19 protein-coding genes are annotated in these 16,838 nt (G+C 71.7%); 12 read left to right on the top strand and 7 right to left on the bottom strand.

Features of this window, described 5'->3' with window-relative positions:
* The first annotated feature begins 52 nt into the window (after positions 1–52).
* Genes OG389_RS17010 through OG389_RS17000 form a run of 3 tightly spaced genes read left to right on the top strand, consistent with a single transcriptional unit; the run spans position 53 to position 2,869 of the window.
* Positions 53–718, top strand: a complete 666-nt coding sequence (locus tag OG389_RS17010) for a response regulator transcription factor (protein ID WP_328299343.1) — start codon at positions 53–55, stop codon at positions 716–718.
* Positions 715–1,986, top strand: a complete 1,272-nt coding sequence (locus tag OG389_RS17005; protein ID WP_328299342.1) for a sensor histidine kinase — start codon at positions 715–717, stop codon at positions 1,984–1,986. Before OG389_RS17010 ends, OG389_RS17005 begins: the two co-directional genes overlap by 4 nt.
* Positions 1,987–2,011: 25 nt before the next feature.
* Positions 2,012–2,869: a hypothetical protein gene (locus OG389_RS17000; RefSeq protein ID WP_328299341.1), complete on the top strand. Its 858-nt coding sequence runs from the start codon at positions 2,012–2,014 to the stop codon at positions 2,867–2,869.
* On the opposite strand, the gene OG389_RS16995 is transcribed toward OG389_RS17000, so the two are convergent.
* Positions 2,841–3,509 carry a transmembrane-type terpene cyclase gene (locus OG389_RS16995; RefSeq protein WP_328299340.1) on the bottom strand — a complete coding sequence of 223 codons (669 nt, stop codon included), beginning with the start codon at positions 3,507–3,509 and terminating at the stop codon, positions 2,841–2,843. The genes OG389_RS17000 and OG389_RS16995 overlap by 29 nt on opposite strands.
* A gap of 255 nt (positions 3,510–3,764) precedes the next feature.
* Positions 3,765–4,022 (bottom strand): hypothetical protein, encoded by a 258-nt coding sequence (locus OG389_RS16990; RefSeq protein ID WP_328299339.1) that lies wholly within the window; start codon positions 4,020–4,022, stop codon positions 3,765–3,767.
* A 168-nt stretch (positions 4,023–4,190) separates the two neighbouring features.
* On the opposite strand from OG389_RS16990, the gene OG389_RS16985 reads away from it, so the two are divergent.
* The 8 genes from OG389_RS16985 (at position 4,191) to OG389_RS16950 (ending at position 13,034) form a co-directional block, all read left to right on the top strand.
* Positions 4,191–5,138, top strand: a complete 948-nt coding sequence (locus tag OG389_RS16985; protein ID WP_328299338.1) for a TIGR03619 family F420-dependent LLM class oxidoreductase — start codon at positions 4,191–4,193, stop codon at positions 5,136–5,138.
* Between the two features lie 18 nt (positions 5,139–5,156).
* The gene (locus tag OG389_RS16980; protein ID WP_328299337.1) at positions 5,157–5,951 is read left to right on the top strand and encodes an SDR family NAD(P)-dependent oxidoreductase; all 795 of its coding nucleotides are present in this window, start codon (positions 5,157–5,159) and stop codon (positions 5,949–5,951) included.
* A gap of 117 nt (positions 5,952–6,068) precedes the next feature.
* Positions 6,069–7,190, top strand: a complete 1,122-nt coding sequence (locus OG389_RS16975) for an LLM class flavin-dependent oxidoreductase (protein WP_328299336.1) — start codon at positions 6,069–6,071, stop codon at positions 7,188–7,190.
* A 261-nt stretch (positions 7,191–7,451) separates the two neighbouring features.
* The gene (locus OG389_RS16970; protein ID WP_328299335.1) at positions 7,452–9,191 is read left to right on the top strand and encodes an N-acyl-D-amino-acid deacylase family protein; all 1,740 of its coding nucleotides are present in this window, start codon (positions 7,452–7,454) and stop codon (positions 9,189–9,191) included.
* Positions 9,188–10,672, top strand: a complete 1,485-nt coding sequence (locus OG389_RS16965; protein ID WP_328299334.1) for an aldehyde dehydrogenase family protein — start codon at positions 9,188–9,190, stop codon at positions 10,670–10,672. The genes OG389_RS16970 and OG389_RS16965 overlap by 4 nt, the downstream gene beginning before the upstream one ends.
* Before the next feature lie 231 nt (positions 10,673–10,903).
* Positions 10,904–12,478, top strand: a complete 1,575-nt coding sequence (locus OG389_RS16960) for an APC family permease (protein WP_328299333.1) — start codon at positions 10,904–10,906, stop codon at positions 12,476–12,478.
* A gap of 28 nt (positions 12,479–12,506) precedes the next feature.
* Positions 12,507–12,707: a hypothetical protein gene (locus OG389_RS16955; protein ID WP_328299332.1), complete on the top strand. Its 201-nt coding sequence runs from the start codon at positions 12,507–12,509 to the stop codon at positions 12,705–12,707.
* 30 nt (positions 12,708–12,737) lie between these two features.
* Entirely contained in the window at positions 12,738–13,034 is a 297-nt protein-coding gene (locus tag OG389_RS16950; protein ID WP_328299331.1) for a hypothetical protein, read from the top strand.
* Positions 13,035–13,088: 54 nt separating this feature from the next.
* On the opposite strand, the gene OG389_RS16945 is transcribed toward OG389_RS16950, so the two are convergent.
* Positions 13,089–13,220 (bottom strand): hypothetical protein, encoded by a 132-nt coding sequence (locus OG389_RS16945; RefSeq protein WP_328299330.1) that lies wholly within the window; start codon positions 13,218–13,220, stop codon positions 13,089–13,091.
* A 147-nt stretch (positions 13,221–13,367) separates the two neighbouring features.
* Between OG389_RS16945 and OG389_RS16940 the strand changes: the two genes are divergently transcribed.
* Positions 13,368–14,156 carry a bestrophin-like domain gene (locus tag OG389_RS16940; RefSeq protein WP_328299329.1) on the top strand — a complete coding sequence of 263 codons (789 nt, stop codon included), beginning with the start codon at positions 13,368–13,370 and terminating at the stop codon, positions 14,154–14,156.
* An 18-nt stretch (positions 14,157–14,174) separates the two neighbouring features.
* On the opposite strand, the gene OG389_RS16935 is transcribed toward OG389_RS16940, so the two are convergent.
* From OG389_RS16935 to OG389_RS16920, 4 genes are read right to left on the bottom strand one after another with little or no spacing between them, the layout of a single operon-like run.
* On the bottom strand, positions 14,175–14,573 hold the full coding sequence (locus tag OG389_RS16935) for a VOC family protein (RefSeq protein ID WP_328299328.1): 399 nt from the start codon (positions 14,571–14,573) through the stop codon (positions 14,175–14,177).
* 33 nt (positions 14,574–14,606) lie between these two features.
* A complete protein-coding gene (locus OG389_RS16930) occupies positions 14,607–15,524 on the bottom strand; it encodes a sigma-70 family RNA polymerase sigma factor (RefSeq protein WP_328299327.1) in 918 nt (305 codons plus the stop codon).
* Positions 15,521–16,081 (bottom strand): hypothetical protein, encoded by a 561-nt coding sequence (locus tag OG389_RS16925; protein WP_328299326.1) that lies wholly within the window; start codon positions 16,079–16,081, stop codon positions 15,521–15,523. The genes OG389_RS16930 and OG389_RS16925 overlap by 4 nt, the downstream gene beginning before the upstream one ends.
* Positions 16,082–16,122: 41 nt before the next feature.
* Positions 16,123–16,761 carry a LysE family translocator gene (locus OG389_RS16920; protein ID WP_328299325.1) on the bottom strand — a complete coding sequence of 213 codons (639 nt, stop codon included), beginning with the start codon at positions 16,759–16,761 and terminating at the stop codon, positions 16,123–16,125.
* Positions 16,762–16,838: the final 77 nt, after the last annotated feature.

Genomic DNA, 16,838 nt, shown 5'->3' with positions numbered 1-16,838 from the left:
TAACGCCTCGTGCTTACAACGACGAAATGTCCTTCTCGGGTAAAGAGGACGGATGCGAGTTCTGGTGGTGGAGGACGAGGAGTTCCTCCGGGAGATGATCGCCGAGGGTCTGCGCGGCGACGCGCTGGCCGTCGACGAGGCGAGCGACGGCCTGGAGGCCCTGCAGCGCCTGCGCCTGGGCGCCTACGACGTCCTCGTCCTCGACCGCGACCTGCCCGGCCTGCACGGGGACGAGGTCTGCCGCCAGGTGGTGCGCGAGCGGCTGCTGACCCGCGTCCTGATGCTCACGGCGTCCGGGACCGTACGGGACCGGGTGCAGGGCCTGGGCCTCGGCGCGGACGACTACCTCACCAAGCCCTTCGCCTACGACGAGCTCCTGGCCCGCGTCCTGGCCCTGGGGCGGCGCGCCCAGCCGGCCCTGCCGCCGGTGCTGGAGCGGGCCGGGGTGGCCGTGGACACCGCGCGGCGCACCGCCACCCGCGAGGGGCGCGGCCTCGCGCTCTCCCGCAAGGAGTTCGCCGTCCTGGAGGCGCTGCTGCGCGCCGAGGGCGCCGTCCTCAGCAGCGACGACCTGATCGAGCAGGTGTGGGAGGAGGACACCTCGTACAGCACCAACGCGGTACGGGTGACCCTGAGCAAGCTGCGCGCCAAGCTGGGCGAGCCGCCGCTGATCCAGACGGTGCCGGGCGCCGGGTACCGGATCGGTGATCCACGATGAGAGCGGTGCTCCGATCCGAGCGCACCCGTCTCACCGTCCTCTACGGCTCCCTGCTGCTCCTGGCCGGCGGCGGACTGATCGCACTGATCAACATCCTGCTCCGCAACGGCCTCTACGCCCGGATCAGCGGGGCCGTCATGACCACCAGGCCGGGCGACCTCGCCTCCCTGGCTCCGGCGGTGCCGGGCAAGATCGTCCCCGCGGAGCGGCTCGACACCAGTGCCCTGACCCCCGAGGAGCTCGCCCGGTTCCAGGCCACCCGCACCCTCTCCTCCGCCGTCGAGCAGGCCACCCTCCACGAGCTGCTCCTCGTCTCCCTCGTGGCCCTCGCCGTCTTCGCCGTCATCTCCATCTGGCTCGCCTGGTGGATGGCCGGCCGGGTCCTGCGCCCCGTCGCCGTGATCACCGAGACCGCCCGCCGCCTCTCCGCCGCCAACCTCCACGAGCGGATCGGCCTCAAGGCCCCGCCCGGCGAACTCAAGCGGCTGGCCGACACCTTCGACTCGATGCTCGACCGCATGGAGGTCATGGTCGGCGCCCAGCGCCGGTTCGCCGCGAACGCCGCCCACGAACTGCGTACCCCGCTGGCCGTCCAGCGGGCGGCCGCCGAGATCGGGCTGGCCGGGGATCCGACGCCGCAGAAGGTGGCCCGGATCCGGGCCAAGCTCATCGACGTCGCGGACTCCAGCCAGCACCTGGTCGAGTCGCTGCTCCTGCTGGCCGTATCGGAGGAGGGCCTGGAAGTCGCGGAGCCGGTGGACCTGGCGGAGCTCGCGGCCGCCGAGCTCGCGGGCACCGAGCTGACGGCCGCCGAGCTCGCGGGCACCGGGGGGACGGTCCCTCAGGAGCTGTCCGTCGTACGGGACCTCGCGCCGCTGACCGTCACGGGCGACCGCACGCTCCTGGGCCACCTCGTGCGGAACCTGCTGGCCAATGCCGTACGTCACAACCGCGCGGGCGGCCGCCTGGAGGTGGCCACTTCCGCGGACGGGGTGCTGACGGTGTCCAACACCGGCCCGGTGATAGACCCCGGGGACGTTCCTCGGCTGCTGGAGCCGTTCCGGAGGCGGGCCGAACGGCAGCATACGGCGGGCGAGGGCGCCGGGTTGGGGCTCTCGATCGTCGCCTCGATCGCGCGGGCCCACGGCGCGGAACTGACGGCGCGGGCCAATCCGGGGCCGGGCGGCGGGCTGACGGTCCGGGTCCGCTTCCCGGAGCCGGCACCACCCGGGGAAACGCCCGGGAGCTTGACCGGTCAAGCAATTTGAAGATCGGCTGTGTACGGTCGGTCCAATGAGCAAGCACGCCCGAGCCGGCTCCCGCAGGTCCTCTCAGCCCCGCCCGCCCCGGCCCTCCCGAGCCGCCGCGGGTGAGCGGCGCACCGAGCGCGCCACCCGCGCCCAGCGCCCGCTCGCGGCCGTGGCCGCCCTCGGGCTGCTCGGCTTCGGCGCGGGCTGGGTGTACGTCGCCCACGAGCCCCCGGCCAACGCCGCCGCGCGGCCCGCCGCCGACGCCCGCCCGCCGGCCGCCGACCGGGCCGCGCGCGGTGCGGTGCGCGACGGTCTGCAGGGACTGCCCGAGGTCAGCGAGGGGACCCGCGCGAGGATTCCGACGGACTCCCGCCAGCTCGTCCTCGTCACGGGCAAGGGGAAGGACTCCTCGGAGTCCACCGCGGCCCTCTACACCCGCCCGGCGGCCGGCGCCGACTGGGCGAAGAGCGACAGCTGGCCCGCGCGCAACGGTGCCAAGGGCTGGTCGGCGGAGCGCGGGTACGGGGATCTGACCTCTCCCGAGGGCGTGTTCGCGCTCACCGACGCGGGCGGTCTGCTGCCGAAGCCGCCGGGCACGAAGTTCCCGTACGACCAGGACCGCTCCTTCGTGGCGACGGGAAGCGGGGTGAACGGCGAGTCCCTGCGGGGCTCCTTCGACTACGTCGTCGCCATCGACTTCAACCGCAGGACCGGGGTGAGCCCGCTGGACCCGACGAAGCCGGAGGGCGAGGAGAAGGGTGGCAACATCTGGCTCCACGTGGACCATGACGGCCCTTCGCAGGGCTGCGTGGGCATCCCGAAGGAGGCGATGAAGAAGGTCCTGGAGACCCTCGACCCGGCGGCGAAGCCGGTCATCGTGATGGGACCGCAGGGCTTCTGAGGGCGCCGCCGGCCGGTTCGGGACCGCTGCCCCGGCCCGCCGGGTTCCTGACCAGCAGGGCGATGTACGCGAGGTCGAAGACGGAGCACAGGATGCCGAGCCCGAGGATGAACGGGGCGGACTCCATCACTCCGAACAGGACGGTCGGCGCGAGCGTGCCGAGCCACTTGGCGACCGCGATGACGGGGGACTGTCCGAGCGGGCCGCGCCGGCTCGCGTACAGGGCGACGAACAGTCCGGACATCAGCAGGTTCTGCAGGAACGCCGAGTAGCGGCTCGCGTCGTGCGCGCCGAAGTGGGCCAGGAAGAGCCACTGCACGGCGAAGGCACTCGCGAAGACGAGCACGCTCCAGACGGCGAACAGCGGCCGGGTCACGAAGCCGGGCAACTCGGCCCGCCCGTAGCGCAGGTAGGTGTACACGATGACGATGTCGGCGACGGCCCACACCACGTTGACGACGCCCTGCGCGGAGACTCCGCTCTGGAGCTCGCGCACGGCGTAGGTGGTTTCCCAGGCGAAGTTCAGCGCGAGGGCCGCGACCGGCATCGCGTACGTCCGGTCCCGCAGCCCCACCCGGATCGCCTCGACGTACACGACGGTCCACGCCACCCCGCTGACCAGGGTCAGAATCAGATCCACGCGCGGCACCCTAGCGGGCGCTCAGGATCTGCACACCCCTTGGGAGGTCACGGGTTGAGGTCCAGGACGCGCACGGGCGCGCCCTCCCGGCGCTCGGGCGACGTGGTGGCGACGACGGCCCCTCGGGGCGGTCGGGCGGGGGGCGTACAGGAACCAGCCCGACTCGGCGCGCGCGGTGGATGAGGCGCGACACCAGGACGTTGTCCTGGCCCGCCGCCACCATCGCCGTCGCGTCGAGCACGATGTGGACCTCCGTCACCGGCCCCTCGCTTCGGCCGGACGCCGGTCCAGTGCGCCGTCCAGTTCCCGCTGCTCGGCAGCCGTGGGGGCGTAGCCGTTCCACGTCCGCAACGCGGCACGGGTCAGCTCGGCCCGCTCGGCCCGCTCGTCCGGGGTCAGCGGGGTCTCGGCGAGGCGGGCCAGGTAGGCGCGCGGGGACAGGCCCTCGGCGGCCGCCATGGCAGCGAGTCGATCTTTGGCTTCCCGGGGGACGCGGATGTTCGCGTCGGGCACGGTCGTGCCCCTCTCGGTCCATCCAGGGTGTGGGTACGAACCCGTACCCACAAAGGGCCGGACCGGCCGGGCTTCGTCACCCCCCTTGCCTGACGATCCGTCAGCTACGACGATGGCCCCCGCACCGGTATGACGAATCGGCGGACGAGGACGAGGCGGGTACGGCCCATGGCGCGCGTGTTTCCGGAAGGTCGGCTGGTCTACGGGATGCAGCTCCCGATCCAGTCGCAGAGCACCATCTACGCAGAGCCCTGGGAGGCGACGGCGGGCGCCGCCGACCTCGCGGCGGTCGCGCGGGCGGCCGACCGGGCCGGCTTCGGCTACGTCGCCACCTGCGACCACGTCGCCATCCCGCGGCGGATGGCCGGCCCCATGAGCACCATCTGGTACGACCCGGTGGCCACCCTGTCCTTCCTGGCCGGGATCACCGAGAACGTCCGGCTCCTGAGCCACGTCGCGATCCTGGGCCTGCGCCATCCGCTGCTCAGCGCCAAGCAGTACGCCACCGTCGACCACCTCTCCGGCGGCCGGCTGATCCTCGGCGTCGGGGCCGGGCACGTGCAGGAGGAGTTCGAGGTGCTCGGCGTGGACTTCGCGCGCCGCGGGGCCGTCCTGGATGAGACCCTGGACGCCCTGCGCGCGGCCCTCGGGCCCGAGGAGTACCCGGAGTTCGAGGGGGAGCTCTTCTCCTTCAAGGACCTCGGGCAGCTGCCCCGCCCCGCCCAGGCCCGGATCCCCGTCTGGGTGGGCGGGTCCTCGCCCGCCGCCGTCCGCCGGGCCGCCGTGCGCGGCGACGGCTGGCTCCCGCAGGGCGACCCGCGCGACAAGCTCCCGGCGCAGATCGCCCGTATCAAGGAGCTCCGCGCCGAGGCCGGGGTCGCCGGTCCCGTCGAGTTCGGCGCGATCACCGAGGCGCTCTACGTGGGCGAGCCCGGCTGGGACACCGGGCGTCGGACCCTCACCGGCAAGGCGGAGGCGCTCGCCGAATCGCTGCGCGAGTACAAGGCGCTGGGCATCGACCAGATCCAGGTCCGCTTCCGCAACCGCGACCGGGCCGAACTCATCGACCAGATCACGGCTTTCGGGTCCGAAGTGGGCCCGCTACTCAACGACTAGCCACTTAGGGGCGAACACATGGCCAAACCAGGCAAGCTGGACGGGCGCGTCGTCATCATCACCGGTGCGGCGCGCGGCCAGGGCGAGCAGGAGGCCCGGCTCTTCGCCGCCGAGGGAGCCAAGGTGCTCCTCGGTGACGTACTGGACGAGCAGGGCGCGGCGGTCGCCAAGGAGATCGGCGAGGACCGGGCCCGGTACGTACGGATGGATGTGAGCCGGGAGGAGGACTGGGCGGCCGCCGTCGCGGCGGCGAAGGAGGCCTTCGGCCCGGTCGACGGCCTGGTCAACAACGCGGGCATCCTGCGCTTCAACGAGCTGACCTCGACCCCGCTGGAGGAGTTCCAGCAGGTGGTCCAGGTCAACCAGGTCGGCGCGTTCCTCGGCATCAAGTCGGTGGCCCCGGCGATCGAGGCGGCCGGCGGCGGCACCATCGTCAACACCTCCTCGTACACGGGTCTGACGGGCATGGCGTACGTGGGCTCGTACGCGGCGACGAAGGCGGCGATCCTCGGCCTGACGCGGGTGGCCGCGCTGGAGTTGGCGGCGAAGAACATCCGGGTCAACGCGATGTGTCCGGGGGCCGTGGACACCGCGATGGCCACCCCCGGGAACACGAATCCGGCGGACCTGCCCCAGGAGGCGCGCGACGCCATGGCGGAGCTCTACCAGCGTGTGGTCCCGATGGGCCGGGTGGGGCGGCCGGAGGAGATAGCCAAGCTGGCGCTGTTCCTGACCAGCGAGGACTCCTCGTACATCACCGGTCAGCCGTTCGTGATCGACGGCGGCTGGATGGCGGGCGTCAGCATCCTGTAGTCCGGCCGGGCGGTGTATCTGATGGAGCGTCAGGTATTGACGCTCCCGCCCTCGCGGTGGAACAGTCGTGACATCGAATCTGACGCAACGTCAGAAACAGAAGGACGGTGAATCCCCTTGGAATTCGGGCTCTTTGTGCAGGGATACGTGCCTGAGGCGCGGTCCAAGGTCGACCCCGAGGCAGAGCACAAGGCGCTGATCGAGGAGACCGAGTACGTCATCCAGGCGGACAAGTCCGGGTTCAAGTACGCCTGGGCCTCCGAGCACCACTTCCTGGAGGAGTACTCGCACCTTTCGGCGAACGAGGTGTTCCTCGGGTACCTCGCCCACGCCACCGAGCGCATCCACCTCGGGTCCGGCATCTTCAACCCGCTCGCCCCGGTCAACCACCCGGTCAAGGTGGCCGAGAAGGTCGCGATGCTCGACCACCTCTCGAAGGGGCGTTTCGAGTTCGGTACAGGCCGCGGCGCCGGCAGTCACGAGATCCTCGGCTTCCTTCCCGGTATCGAGGACATGAACGGCACCAAGGAGATCTGGGAAGAGACCATCGCCGAGTTCCCCAAGATGTTCCTCCAGGAGGAGTACGAGGGGTTCCAGGGCAAGCACTGGTCGCTCCCGCCGCGCAAGATCTTCCCCAAGCCGTACGGCAAGGCCCACCCCGCCATGTGGTACGCCGCCGGCTCCCCGGCCTCGTACGCCATGGCGGCCAAGAAGGGCCTCGGAGTCCTCGGCTTCAGCGTCCAGAAGGTCTCCGACATGGCCTGGGTCCTGGACCAGTACAAGACCGCGATCCAGGAGGCGAAGGCCATCGGCGCCTTCGTCAACGACAACGTCATGGTCACCTCGACCGCGATCTGCGCCGAGACCCACGACAAGGCCGTCGAGATCGCCGTCAACGCCAACATGAACCGCTTCCAGTCGCTGGTCTTCCGCTACCACGACACCTTCCCGCGCCCCGAGATCATCCCGGAGTGGCCCGAGATCCTCCCCGAGTACAACGCGGAGATCGTCGAGCTCCTGATCGAGGAGGAGCTGCTCATCTGCGGCGACCCCTCCGAGGTCCGCGCCCAGTGCAAGCGCTGGGAGGAGGCCGGCGCCGACCAGCTCTCCTTCGGCCTGCCGACCGGCGTCTCGCCCGAGGACACGATGACCACCATCAAGCTCATCGGTGAGCACGTGATCCCGCACATCGACACCGACCCGGTGCACCGCACCACGCGCTTCCGCGAAGGCGCGTAGCCCGCGGGGGAACGGGGGCGGCGTCTTCCCGGACCGCCGCCCCGCAACCGGCCCCGGCCGGAGGTCCACCCGAGGCCGCGGCCGGCCCCAGGACCCCCGACTGGGGCCCTCGGCGGTCGCCCGCGGCGCCGTTGCCGGGGTCCGGCCCCCGGACCCCCGCTCCTCGAACGCCGGCGGGGCTGGATTCGCCTCCGGCGGCGGGATCCGGGGCGGAGCCCCGGGAGACGGCGCGCAACTCGAACCACCGGCAGAAGGGACGTCATGCTCGACCACCTGATCAAGGGCGCCACCGTCGTGGACGGAACGGGCGCCCCCGCACGAGTCGCGGACGTAGGTCTGCGCGACGGGCGCATCGCCGTCATCGGCGAGCCGGGATCGGTCACCGAACCCTCCACCACCACCGAGGACGCCACCGGCCTGGTCCTCACCCCCGGGTTCATCGACCCCCACACGCACTACGACGCCCAGCTCTTCTGGGACCCCTACGCGACCCCCTCCATGAACCACGGCGTGACCACCGTCGCGGGCGGCAACTGCGGATTCACCCTGGCCCCCCTGAACCCGGCCCGCCCCGAGGACGCCGACTACACCCGCCGCATGATGAGCAAGGTCGAGGGCATGGCGCTCAAGGCCCTCGAAGAGGGCGTCGACTGGACCTGGTCCACCTTCGGTGAGTACCTCGACGCGCTCGACGGCCGGATCGCCGTCAACGCCGGCTTCATGGTCGGCCACTGCGCGCTGCGCCGGCACGTGATGGGCGAGGACGCCGTCGGCGGGCAGCCGACCGAAGAGCAGATGCAGGCGATGCTCGACCTGTTCCACGACGCGATGAACGCCGGCGCCTGGGGCCTGTCGACCACCCAGTCCTCCACGCACTCCGACGGAGCCGGCGCCCCCGTCGCCTCCCGGCACGCCGCGCCAGCCGAGCTCCTGGCCCTGTCCAAGGCGGTCTCCGAACACGAGGGCACCCAGCTCGAAGCCATCGTGGCGGGCTGCCTCGACCAGTTCGCCGACGAGGAGATCGACCTCTTCGTCGAGATGAGCGCGGCCGCGGGCCGGCCGCTGAACTGGAACGTGCTCACGATCGACGCCGCCGTCCCCGAGCGTGTGCCGCGCCAGCTGATACCCAGCGAGCGCGCCCGCAAGGCCGGTGGCCGCATCGTGGCCCTCACCATGCCGATCCTGACCCCCATGAACATGTCGCTCGGCACGTTCTGCGCCCTCAACCTCATCCCCGGCTGGGGTGAGGTCCTCGGCCTGCCCGTCCCGGAGCGGATCGCGCGGCTGCGCGACGCCGGGGTGCGCGAGGAGATGCTGCGCCGCGCGGCGAGCAAGGAGGCCGGGGTCTTCCGGCGCCTGGCCAACTTCGGGCGCTACGTCATCGGGGACACCTACAGCGAGGCGAACGCGGGCCTGTCCGGCCGCGTCGTCAACGACATCGCGGCCGAGCGCGGCCAGGACGCCTTCCACTGCCTGGTGGAGATCTGCGCCAACGACGACCTGCGTACGGTGCTGTGGCCCATGCCGACCGACAACGACCCGGCGAGCTGGGCCCTGCGCGCCGAGACCTGGCAGCACGAGGACGTCATGCTCGGCGGGTCCGACGCCGGCGCCCACCTGGACCGCATGTGCGGGGCCCCGTACACGACCCGCTTCCTCGGGGACTGCCTGCGCGGCCGCAAGCTGGTGCCGCTGGAGCAGGCGGTCCGGATGCTCACCGACGACCCGGCCCAGCTGTTCGGGCTGCGCGAGCGCGGCCGGATCACCGAGGGGTTCCACGCGGACCTGGTGCTCTTCGACCCCGAGCGGATCGAGGCCGGCCCGGCGACGCTCGTGCACGACCTGCCCGGGGACAGTCCGCGGCTGGACGCGCGGGCGATCGGCATCGTGTCGGTGCGCGTCAACGGCGTGGAGACCATCCGCGACGACGAGATCACGGGGGCGATCCCCGGGACCGTGCTCCGTTCCGGCCGTGACACGAGGACGGTGAGCACTCGATGACCGCATCCGGCGGCGCGCAGAAGCTCTACATCGGCGGCGAATGGGTCGAGCCGGCCGGCGGGCACTACGAGGTGGTCAACCCGGCGGACGAATCCGTCGTCGGGCTGGCCCCCGAGGCCTCGCGCGGGCAGGTGGAGGACGCGGCGCGCGCCGCGGCGGCCGCCTTCGAGGGCTGGTCCCGTACGAAGCCGGAGGAGCGGGCCGCGATCCTGGACCGGGCCGCGGACATCATCCAGCGCGAGTACGAGCCCTGGGCGGCCCTGGCCCAGGCGGAGACGGGCGCCCCCACCGGGATCGCGCGCGGCATGCAGGTCGGCGTCGGGGTGGCGCGCTTCCGGCGGTACGCGAGGGGCGCGCTGGAGCCGGTCGAGCGCGGGCTGCCGCCGCAGGTCACCGACGCCGGTCCGATGGGCGCCGCGAGCGTGCTGGGGGCGCTGGAGGTGCGCCAGCCGGTCGGGGTCGTCACCTGCATCACCTCGTACAACAACCCGTGGGCCAACCCGGCGGGCAAGGTGGCCCCGGCGCTGGCCATGGGCAACACGGTGGTGGTCAAGCCGGCCCCGCAGGACCCGCTGTCGGTGTTCCGGATGGCGGACGCACTGCACGAGGCCGGGGTCCCGGCGGGCGTGGTGAACGTCGTCTCGGGCACCTCGGTCGAGGTCGGCGAGGCGGCCGTGGACTCCCCGGACGTGGACATGGTGTCGTTCACCGGCTCCACGGGCGTCGGGCAGCGCATCGCCGAGGTATGCGGCCGCACGATGAAGCGGCAGCTGATGGAGCTGGGCGGCAAGGGCGCGGCGATCGTCCTGGCGGACGCCGACCTGGACGCGGCGGTGATGGGGATCGGCACCACCTTCTCCTTCTACTCCGGGCAGATCTGCACGGCTCCGACCCGGGTGATCGTGCACCGGTCGGTGTACGAGCAACTGGTGGAGAAGCTGACGGGCTACCTGGCCTTCATGAAGGTCGGCGACCCGGCGGTGCGCGGCACGGTGGTGGGCCCCGTCATCTCGGCGGCGCACCGCGACCGCGTGGAGTCGTACATCGAGCTGGGGAGGAAGGAGGGCGCGCGGATCGCCTTCGGCGGTGAGCGCCCGGTGGTGGGTACGCGGGGGAAGGGCTTCTACGTGGCTCCGACCCTGCTGGTGGACTGCACCAACGACATGCGCGTGGTGCGGGAGGAGATCTTCGGGCCGGTCGTCGTGGTCGTGCCCTTCGACGGAGCCGCCGGGGACGAGGACGAGGCGGTGGCGCTGGCCAACGACAGCGATTTCGGCCTGATCAGCTACGTGTGGTCCGGGGACGCGGCGCGCGCGTTCCGGGTGGCGCGGCGGCTGCGGGCGGGCGGGGTCGGCGTGAACACCATCGGGCGCAACATGGAGGCGCCGTTCGGCGGCTTCAAGCGGTCGGGCGTGGGCCGGGACGTGGGTTCGTACGCGCTGCACGCCTACAGCGAGATCCAGTCGATCGTATGGTCTTGACCAAAAGTTGACCCGGAAAGTTTGAAAAGGGTCAAAACGGACAGTGCTGCGGTTTCCGCATGGTGAAATAGAAGGTCCAGGCCTGTCGAAACAATGATCGGCAGGCCTGTGAACCTTTCATTACTTACCCGTGAACTCTCTTCGTCTCGGGATTCAAAGGTCATCAGGGGCCTTGTGAACTGGACTTAAGTCCTCCAGATGTGGAAAACGCAGCGTCTAACGTCCTTACCCATGACACAGCTGGACGTTCGGCCCCAAGTCGGAGACACGGTAAGCGGCGCCACCCGCCAGGGCGGCGCCGACAGTGATGTCCGCGGCAAGGGCCTGGGCAAGGGCTCCGTCGGCCTGGTGGGCAGCGCCGTCATCGGCATCTCCACCGTCGCCCCCGTCTACTGCCTGACCTCCACCCTCGGCTCCACCGCAGGTGAGGTCGGCGTGCAGATGCCGGCCGTCTTCCTGGCCGGGTTCCTCCCGATGCTGCTGGTCGCCTTCGCGTACCGCGAGCTCAACAAGGCCATGCCCGACTGCGGCACCTCCTTCACCTGGACCGTGAAGGCCTTCGGCCCGCGGATCGGCTGGATGTGCGGCTGGGGGCTGGTGATCGCCACGATCATCGTGCTCTCCAACCTGGCCGGCGTCGCCACCTCCTACTTCTGGCTGCTGGCAGGCGAGATCACCGACAACGCGTCGATCTCCGCCCTGGACGACAACAAGCTCGTCCACATCGCCACCTGTCTCACCCTCATCGCCGCCGCGACCGCCATCAGCTACCGCGGTATGACGGCCACCAAGGGAGTCCAGTACACGCTGGTCGGCCTCCAGCTCGCCGTCCTCGCCATCTTCGTCGCGATGGCCTTCCAGAAAGCCTCCGCGGGCACCTTCGACACCGGCCTGGACTTCTCCTGGCAGTGGATGAACCCCTTCGCGGTCGAGTCCATGGCGGCCTTCACCGCCGGACTCTCGCTCTCGATCTTCATGTACTGGGGCTGGGACGCCTGCCTGGCCACCAACGAGGAGACCACCGGCTCCGCCAAGACCCCCGGCCGTGCCTCGCTCATCGCGATGGTCGTTCTGGTCGGCTCCTACCTGGCCACCGGCATCGCCGCCCAGATGGCCGTCGGCTCCGGCACCGTCGGCTTCGGCCTCGGCAACCCGGAGACCTCCGACAACGTCTTCGCCGCCCTCGCCGGCCCGGTGATGGGCCCGATGCTCGGCATCCTGCTCTTCGTCGCCGTCCTGGCCTCAGCGACGGCCTCCCTGCAGACCACCTTCATCCCGGTGGCCCGCACGGTCCTGGCCATGTCCACGTACGAGGCGCTGCCGCCCTCCTACGCCAAGGTCCACCCGAAGTTCAAGACCCCCGGCCGCGCCACCGTCATGGCGGGCGTCGCGACCGGCGTCTTCTACACCGTGATGACCCTGATCAGCGAGAACGTCCTGACCGACACGATCTTCGCGCTCGGCCTGATGATCTGCTTCTACTACTCGCTGACGGCCTTCGCCTGCGCCTGGTACTTCCGCGGCGAGCTGCGCCGCTCCACCCGCGACCTGTTCTTCAAGGGCGTCTTCCCGGTCCTCGGCGGCCTGCTCCTCGCCACGGTCTTCTTCAAGACCCTGATCGACATGTGGAACCCGTCGTACGGCTCCGGCTCCACGGTCCTCGGCGTCGGCAGCGTCTTCATCATCGGCGTCGGCCTGCTGGCACTCGGCCTGGTCGTCATGTTCGTCACCGAACGCCGCAGCCCGGCCTTCTTCCGCGGCCGGGTCCTGACGAAGTCCACCCCGTCCCTGGTGGTCGAGGACTGACCCCGCCCCCTTCCCTTCCCGCTGTGTCATGACCGCGGCCCCGGACCGATCCGTCGATCCGGGGCCGCGTGCGTTGTCGGCCGGGGGCGTACCGCTCGTCGCCGAACTCGGCCACGATTTTCAGCCTGCCGCCGAGGGCGCCGACATGGGCGGCGAGGGATTCGACCTCGCCCCGTTCCAGCTCGCCGTTCTCGATCCGATTCGCGGAGCGGGTGGGGGTGGGCGGTGACTGGGGGTCGGGCTGGTCGTTCTGGTCGGTATGAACGCCATCAAGCGCAGCATCGCCGCACTCGTCCTCTCCGGGGGCGCGGCACTCGCCCTGACTCCCGCCGTCGCGCACGCCGCCGACGAGCCCGCCGTCCAGGGGCCGCCGATCACCCAGCGGGTCGGTGAGATCGTCGACCACCCCGGGGGCGCCGTCAAGGACGCGAAGACGGCGGTGGAGGTCACGGCCTCGGCCGCCGGGTCCGCGTCGAAGGCGACCGACGCCTCGCTCGCCGGGGCCGGGACGGCGCTGTCCGCGGGGCTGCCGAAGCCCCCGAAGGTGGGCGGCTAGCCGGCCAGGGTCAGCCCGCCGCCCCGGCCCTACGGGTGACCGGGATCAGCGGGATCAGCGGGACCGCGCGGCCGGCCGGTCCGCCCGGCCGCGGTGCTCCGCGCCCGCGGTGGACTCCGTCAGGACGTACGCCGCGTCGGGGCCGGCGCCGTCCCGTACGCGGGCGAGCGCCGTGCGCGGCGGCACCTCGGAGCCACGAGGCGACGTACGCCGGCCCCGGGCAGGCCCGCCGCCAGGGCGCGGGCGGCCGCCGGGAAGAACGACCCCGTCCGCCCCCGCTCTCGCGCTGATCTCCGGGCGGCCCCTACCGCGAGGGCGCTCGTTGAGCAGGACATGATCCTCTGGTTGCTCAATCACCTCAGCACGTTCTTCCTCGGCGTCGTCCTCGTCGGCGGCTTCGTCGCCCTCGCCGTCGGCGGCAGCATGGCCGCGCGCCGCCGCTTCCCGCACCTCGCCGGCGGCGAGCACAACGAAATGGTGGGCGTGGCCCTGGGGATGTTCGGCGCGATCTACGGCATCATCCTGGCGTTCGTCGTCGTCACCCTGTGGACCCAGCTGGAGAACACCCAGAACATCGTCGCGAGCGAGGCCACCGACCTGGCCCTGGTCGTCCGCAGCGCGGAGGTCTTCCCGCCGGCCGAACGCGCCCGCGTGGACCGGGCGGTGGGGGACTACGTCCACGCCGTAGTCGAGATCCAGTGGCCCCTCATGCGCGAGGGCCACCCCAGCTACGAGGCCACCGCCGACCAGACGCACGCCATGTACACGGCGCTCCAGGCCTACGAGCCCACCGGCCCCCGCAGCGAGACCTTCTACGGGGAGGCCGCCGGCCGGCTCAACGACGTCGCGGCGCAGCGCCGGGCGCGGGTGACGATGGCCGAGACCTCGCTGCCGCCGCTGCTGCAGGTCCTCGTGTACGGGGGCGCGTTGGTGATCCTGCCGCTCACCTTCCTCTTCGGACTGCGGAGCCTGAAGATGCAGCTGCTGTTCGTCTCGGCCGTCGCCGGGCTGATCGGCTTCAGCCTGCTGCTGGTGATGGCTCTGGACCGGCCCTTCGCCGGGGACCTGAGCGTGAGCCCGGCACCGTACAAGGAGGCCGCGCTGGCGCAGTTCTGGCCCTAGGCCGGCGGGCCCGCGCACTCAGCCCCAGGTGCGGGAGCAGAGGACCAGGCGGTAGCCGTCGGGGTCGGCGACGGTGACCCCGTAGGTGTCCCAGTACGGGTTGTGCGAGGTCACGCGGGTCCCGCCGTGCTCGACGAGCCGGGCCACGAGGGCCTCGTCGGGGGCCTCACCGAGGTAGACGACGAAGAGGTCGTCGACGGTGGGGGACGGGGCCAGCGGGTTCTCGGGGTCGTGGGTGAGCTCGAAGTGCCAACCGCCGTCGCCGGGGCCCACCATGACCAGGTCGTGCTTGCCGGACACACGCTCGGTGGTCCGCCACAGCACGTCGAGGCCGAGCCCGTCCACGTAGAACCGCTCGGCGGCGGCGATGTCGAGGCTGGGCCGGGCGATCCGGACGTGCGTGCGTGAATCGATCATGGGGCAGAGGGTACGGGCGGGGCCGCCGCCCCCTCAGAGGAGGGCGGCGAAGTCGAGGTCCCCCAGCCGGTCGGGGTCGGCGATCACGTCGATGGCGGTGATCCGGCCGTCGGTGACCGTGAAGGCCATCACCGACACCAGGCGGTCCTCGACCACGCACACCACGCCGGCTGCCCCGTTGACGAGCACGGGCCGGACGAACGGGGCGAGGCCGCGGTAGAGGGATGCCTGCGAGGCCACGGTCCGGGCGCCGGTCAGGACCACCGTCTGGCGCGCACGCGCGACGCCGCCGTCGGACCGCAGGACGACGTCCGGGTGGAGCAGCGCGACGAGCGCGTCGAAGTCGCCGTCACGGGTGGCCGCGAAGAACGCGCTGACCGCCTCGCGCTGGCGGGCGAGGTCCGGATCCGGCACGGGTGCCCGCCCCTGGACGCGGCGGCGTGCACGGCTGGCGAGCTGCCGGGTGGCCGCCGGGGTCCTGTCGACCATCGGGGCGATCTCTTCGAAGGGCACGGCGAACATGTCGTGCAGGACGAACGCCAGCCGCTCCGCAGGAGCGAGGGATTCGAGTACCACCAGGAGCGCCAGCCCGACCGAGTCGGCCAGCAGGACCTCGTCCTGCGGGTCGACCGCGCCCTCGCGGCTGAGGACCGGATCGGGCATGCGGCCCGCGCCGTCCGGACGGTCCAGGCGGGCCTCCAGGGAGTCCTCGCGGCGCGTCCCGCGCGAGCGCAGCCCGTTGAGGCACAGCCGGGCCACGACCGTCGTCAGCCAGCCGCCGAGGTTCTCCACGTCACCGACGTCGGTGCGGCTCAGCCGCAGCCAGGCCTCCTGGACCGTGTCCTCGGCCTCGCCGATCGATCCGAGCATCCGGTAGGCGACGGCCCGCAGGTGGGAGCGGTGCTCCTCGAAGCGGAGGGCGAGCAGCTCCTGGCCGCGTATGTCCGTCATTTCCAGGGGTCCTTGGTGGGTACGCAGCCGAGGGCGCGGAGCTGGTTGTCGGTCTCACGGAGGCCCTCGATGCCCTGGCCGATCTCCGCCCAGCCTTCGGCGGTCGTCTGCGCGGCCTTCGACGGATCCGCCTGCACCACGCCGAGGCCCGAGGTGTTCAACACCGTGGCCAGACCGCTGGAGAGGTGCTGGCGGGCCTTGGTCCACGTCTCGTGGGTCTTCTGGTCGGGGATGTAGGCGACGGTGTACCCGCGGGCCGCCTCCAGCCGGGCGGAGAGGTCGCCCAGGTCGATGTACGCCTTGTCGGCCTCGTGGCTGCCCTGGGCGATCCTCGCCGCGGAGATCAGGTTGCCGAGCAGCTCGGCGCCCCCGGACTGGTACCACTGGATGACGCCCGTGCCGCTGCGGGTGGGCTCCACCGAGGTGGCGGTCGGCACCGGCTTGAAGCTCACGTGCGTGTCGGGCGCGGCGTTCTTGGGCTCGCCGGAGCAGCCGGTGAGCAGGACGGCGCCGACGGCTGCCGGTACGAGGAGTAAGCGGAGCGAGCGGACGCGCATGGTTCCCCCTGGGTCGGTCTTCGGGCCGTGCCCGCTTCGAGTCAGTCCTTGCGGCCGGTCGCGGCGACGGTGACGCCGAGGCCGATCATCGCCAGCCCGCCGGCCCCGCCGATCGCGGAGAGCCGTCGCGGCGACCTCGAGAACCAGCTGCGGGCGGTCGCGGCGACCATGCCCCACGTGCTGTCGCAGACCACGGCGATGAGGTTGAAGACCAGGCCGAGAAGCAGCATCTGTGCCGTCACGTTCCCCCGGTCGCGGTCCACGAACTGCGGCAGGACGGCCGCGAAGAACACGATGGTCTTCGGATTGGCCACCCCGACGGCGAAGCCCTCCCACAGGGAGCGCCAGGTCCCGTACTCGGCCTTGCCGGCGCCGAACTCCGCGCGCAGGGAGTGCCGCTGGCGGAAGGCCTTGACCCCCAGGTGGACGAGGTAGGCGGCGCCCGCGAGCTTGAGCGCGGTGAACACGAGCACCGACCTCTCGACGACCGAGCCCACGCCGAAGGCCACGGCGACGACGAGCGCGTACGCCCCGAGCGTGTTCCCGGCGACGGTCGTCAGCACGGCCCGCCGTCCCTGGGACAGCGCCCGCCCGATGACGAAGAGCACGCTCGGCCCGGGGATCACGATCAGCAGCAGCGACATCGCGGCGAAGGCGAGCAGTCGGTCGGTGGACACCATGCGGCTCATCGTTCCGGACGGCGGGCGGAAGCGGAAGGGGTTTTGGCGCGGGCGCGGCGCGGCGGCCGGGTGGTTTT

This window comes from Streptomyces sp. NBC_00435, assembly GCF_036014235.1.
GTDB lineage: Bacteria > Actinomycetota > Actinomycetes > Streptomycetales > Streptomycetaceae > Streptomyces.
This window is presented reverse-complemented; position numbering and strand designations above follow the sequence as displayed.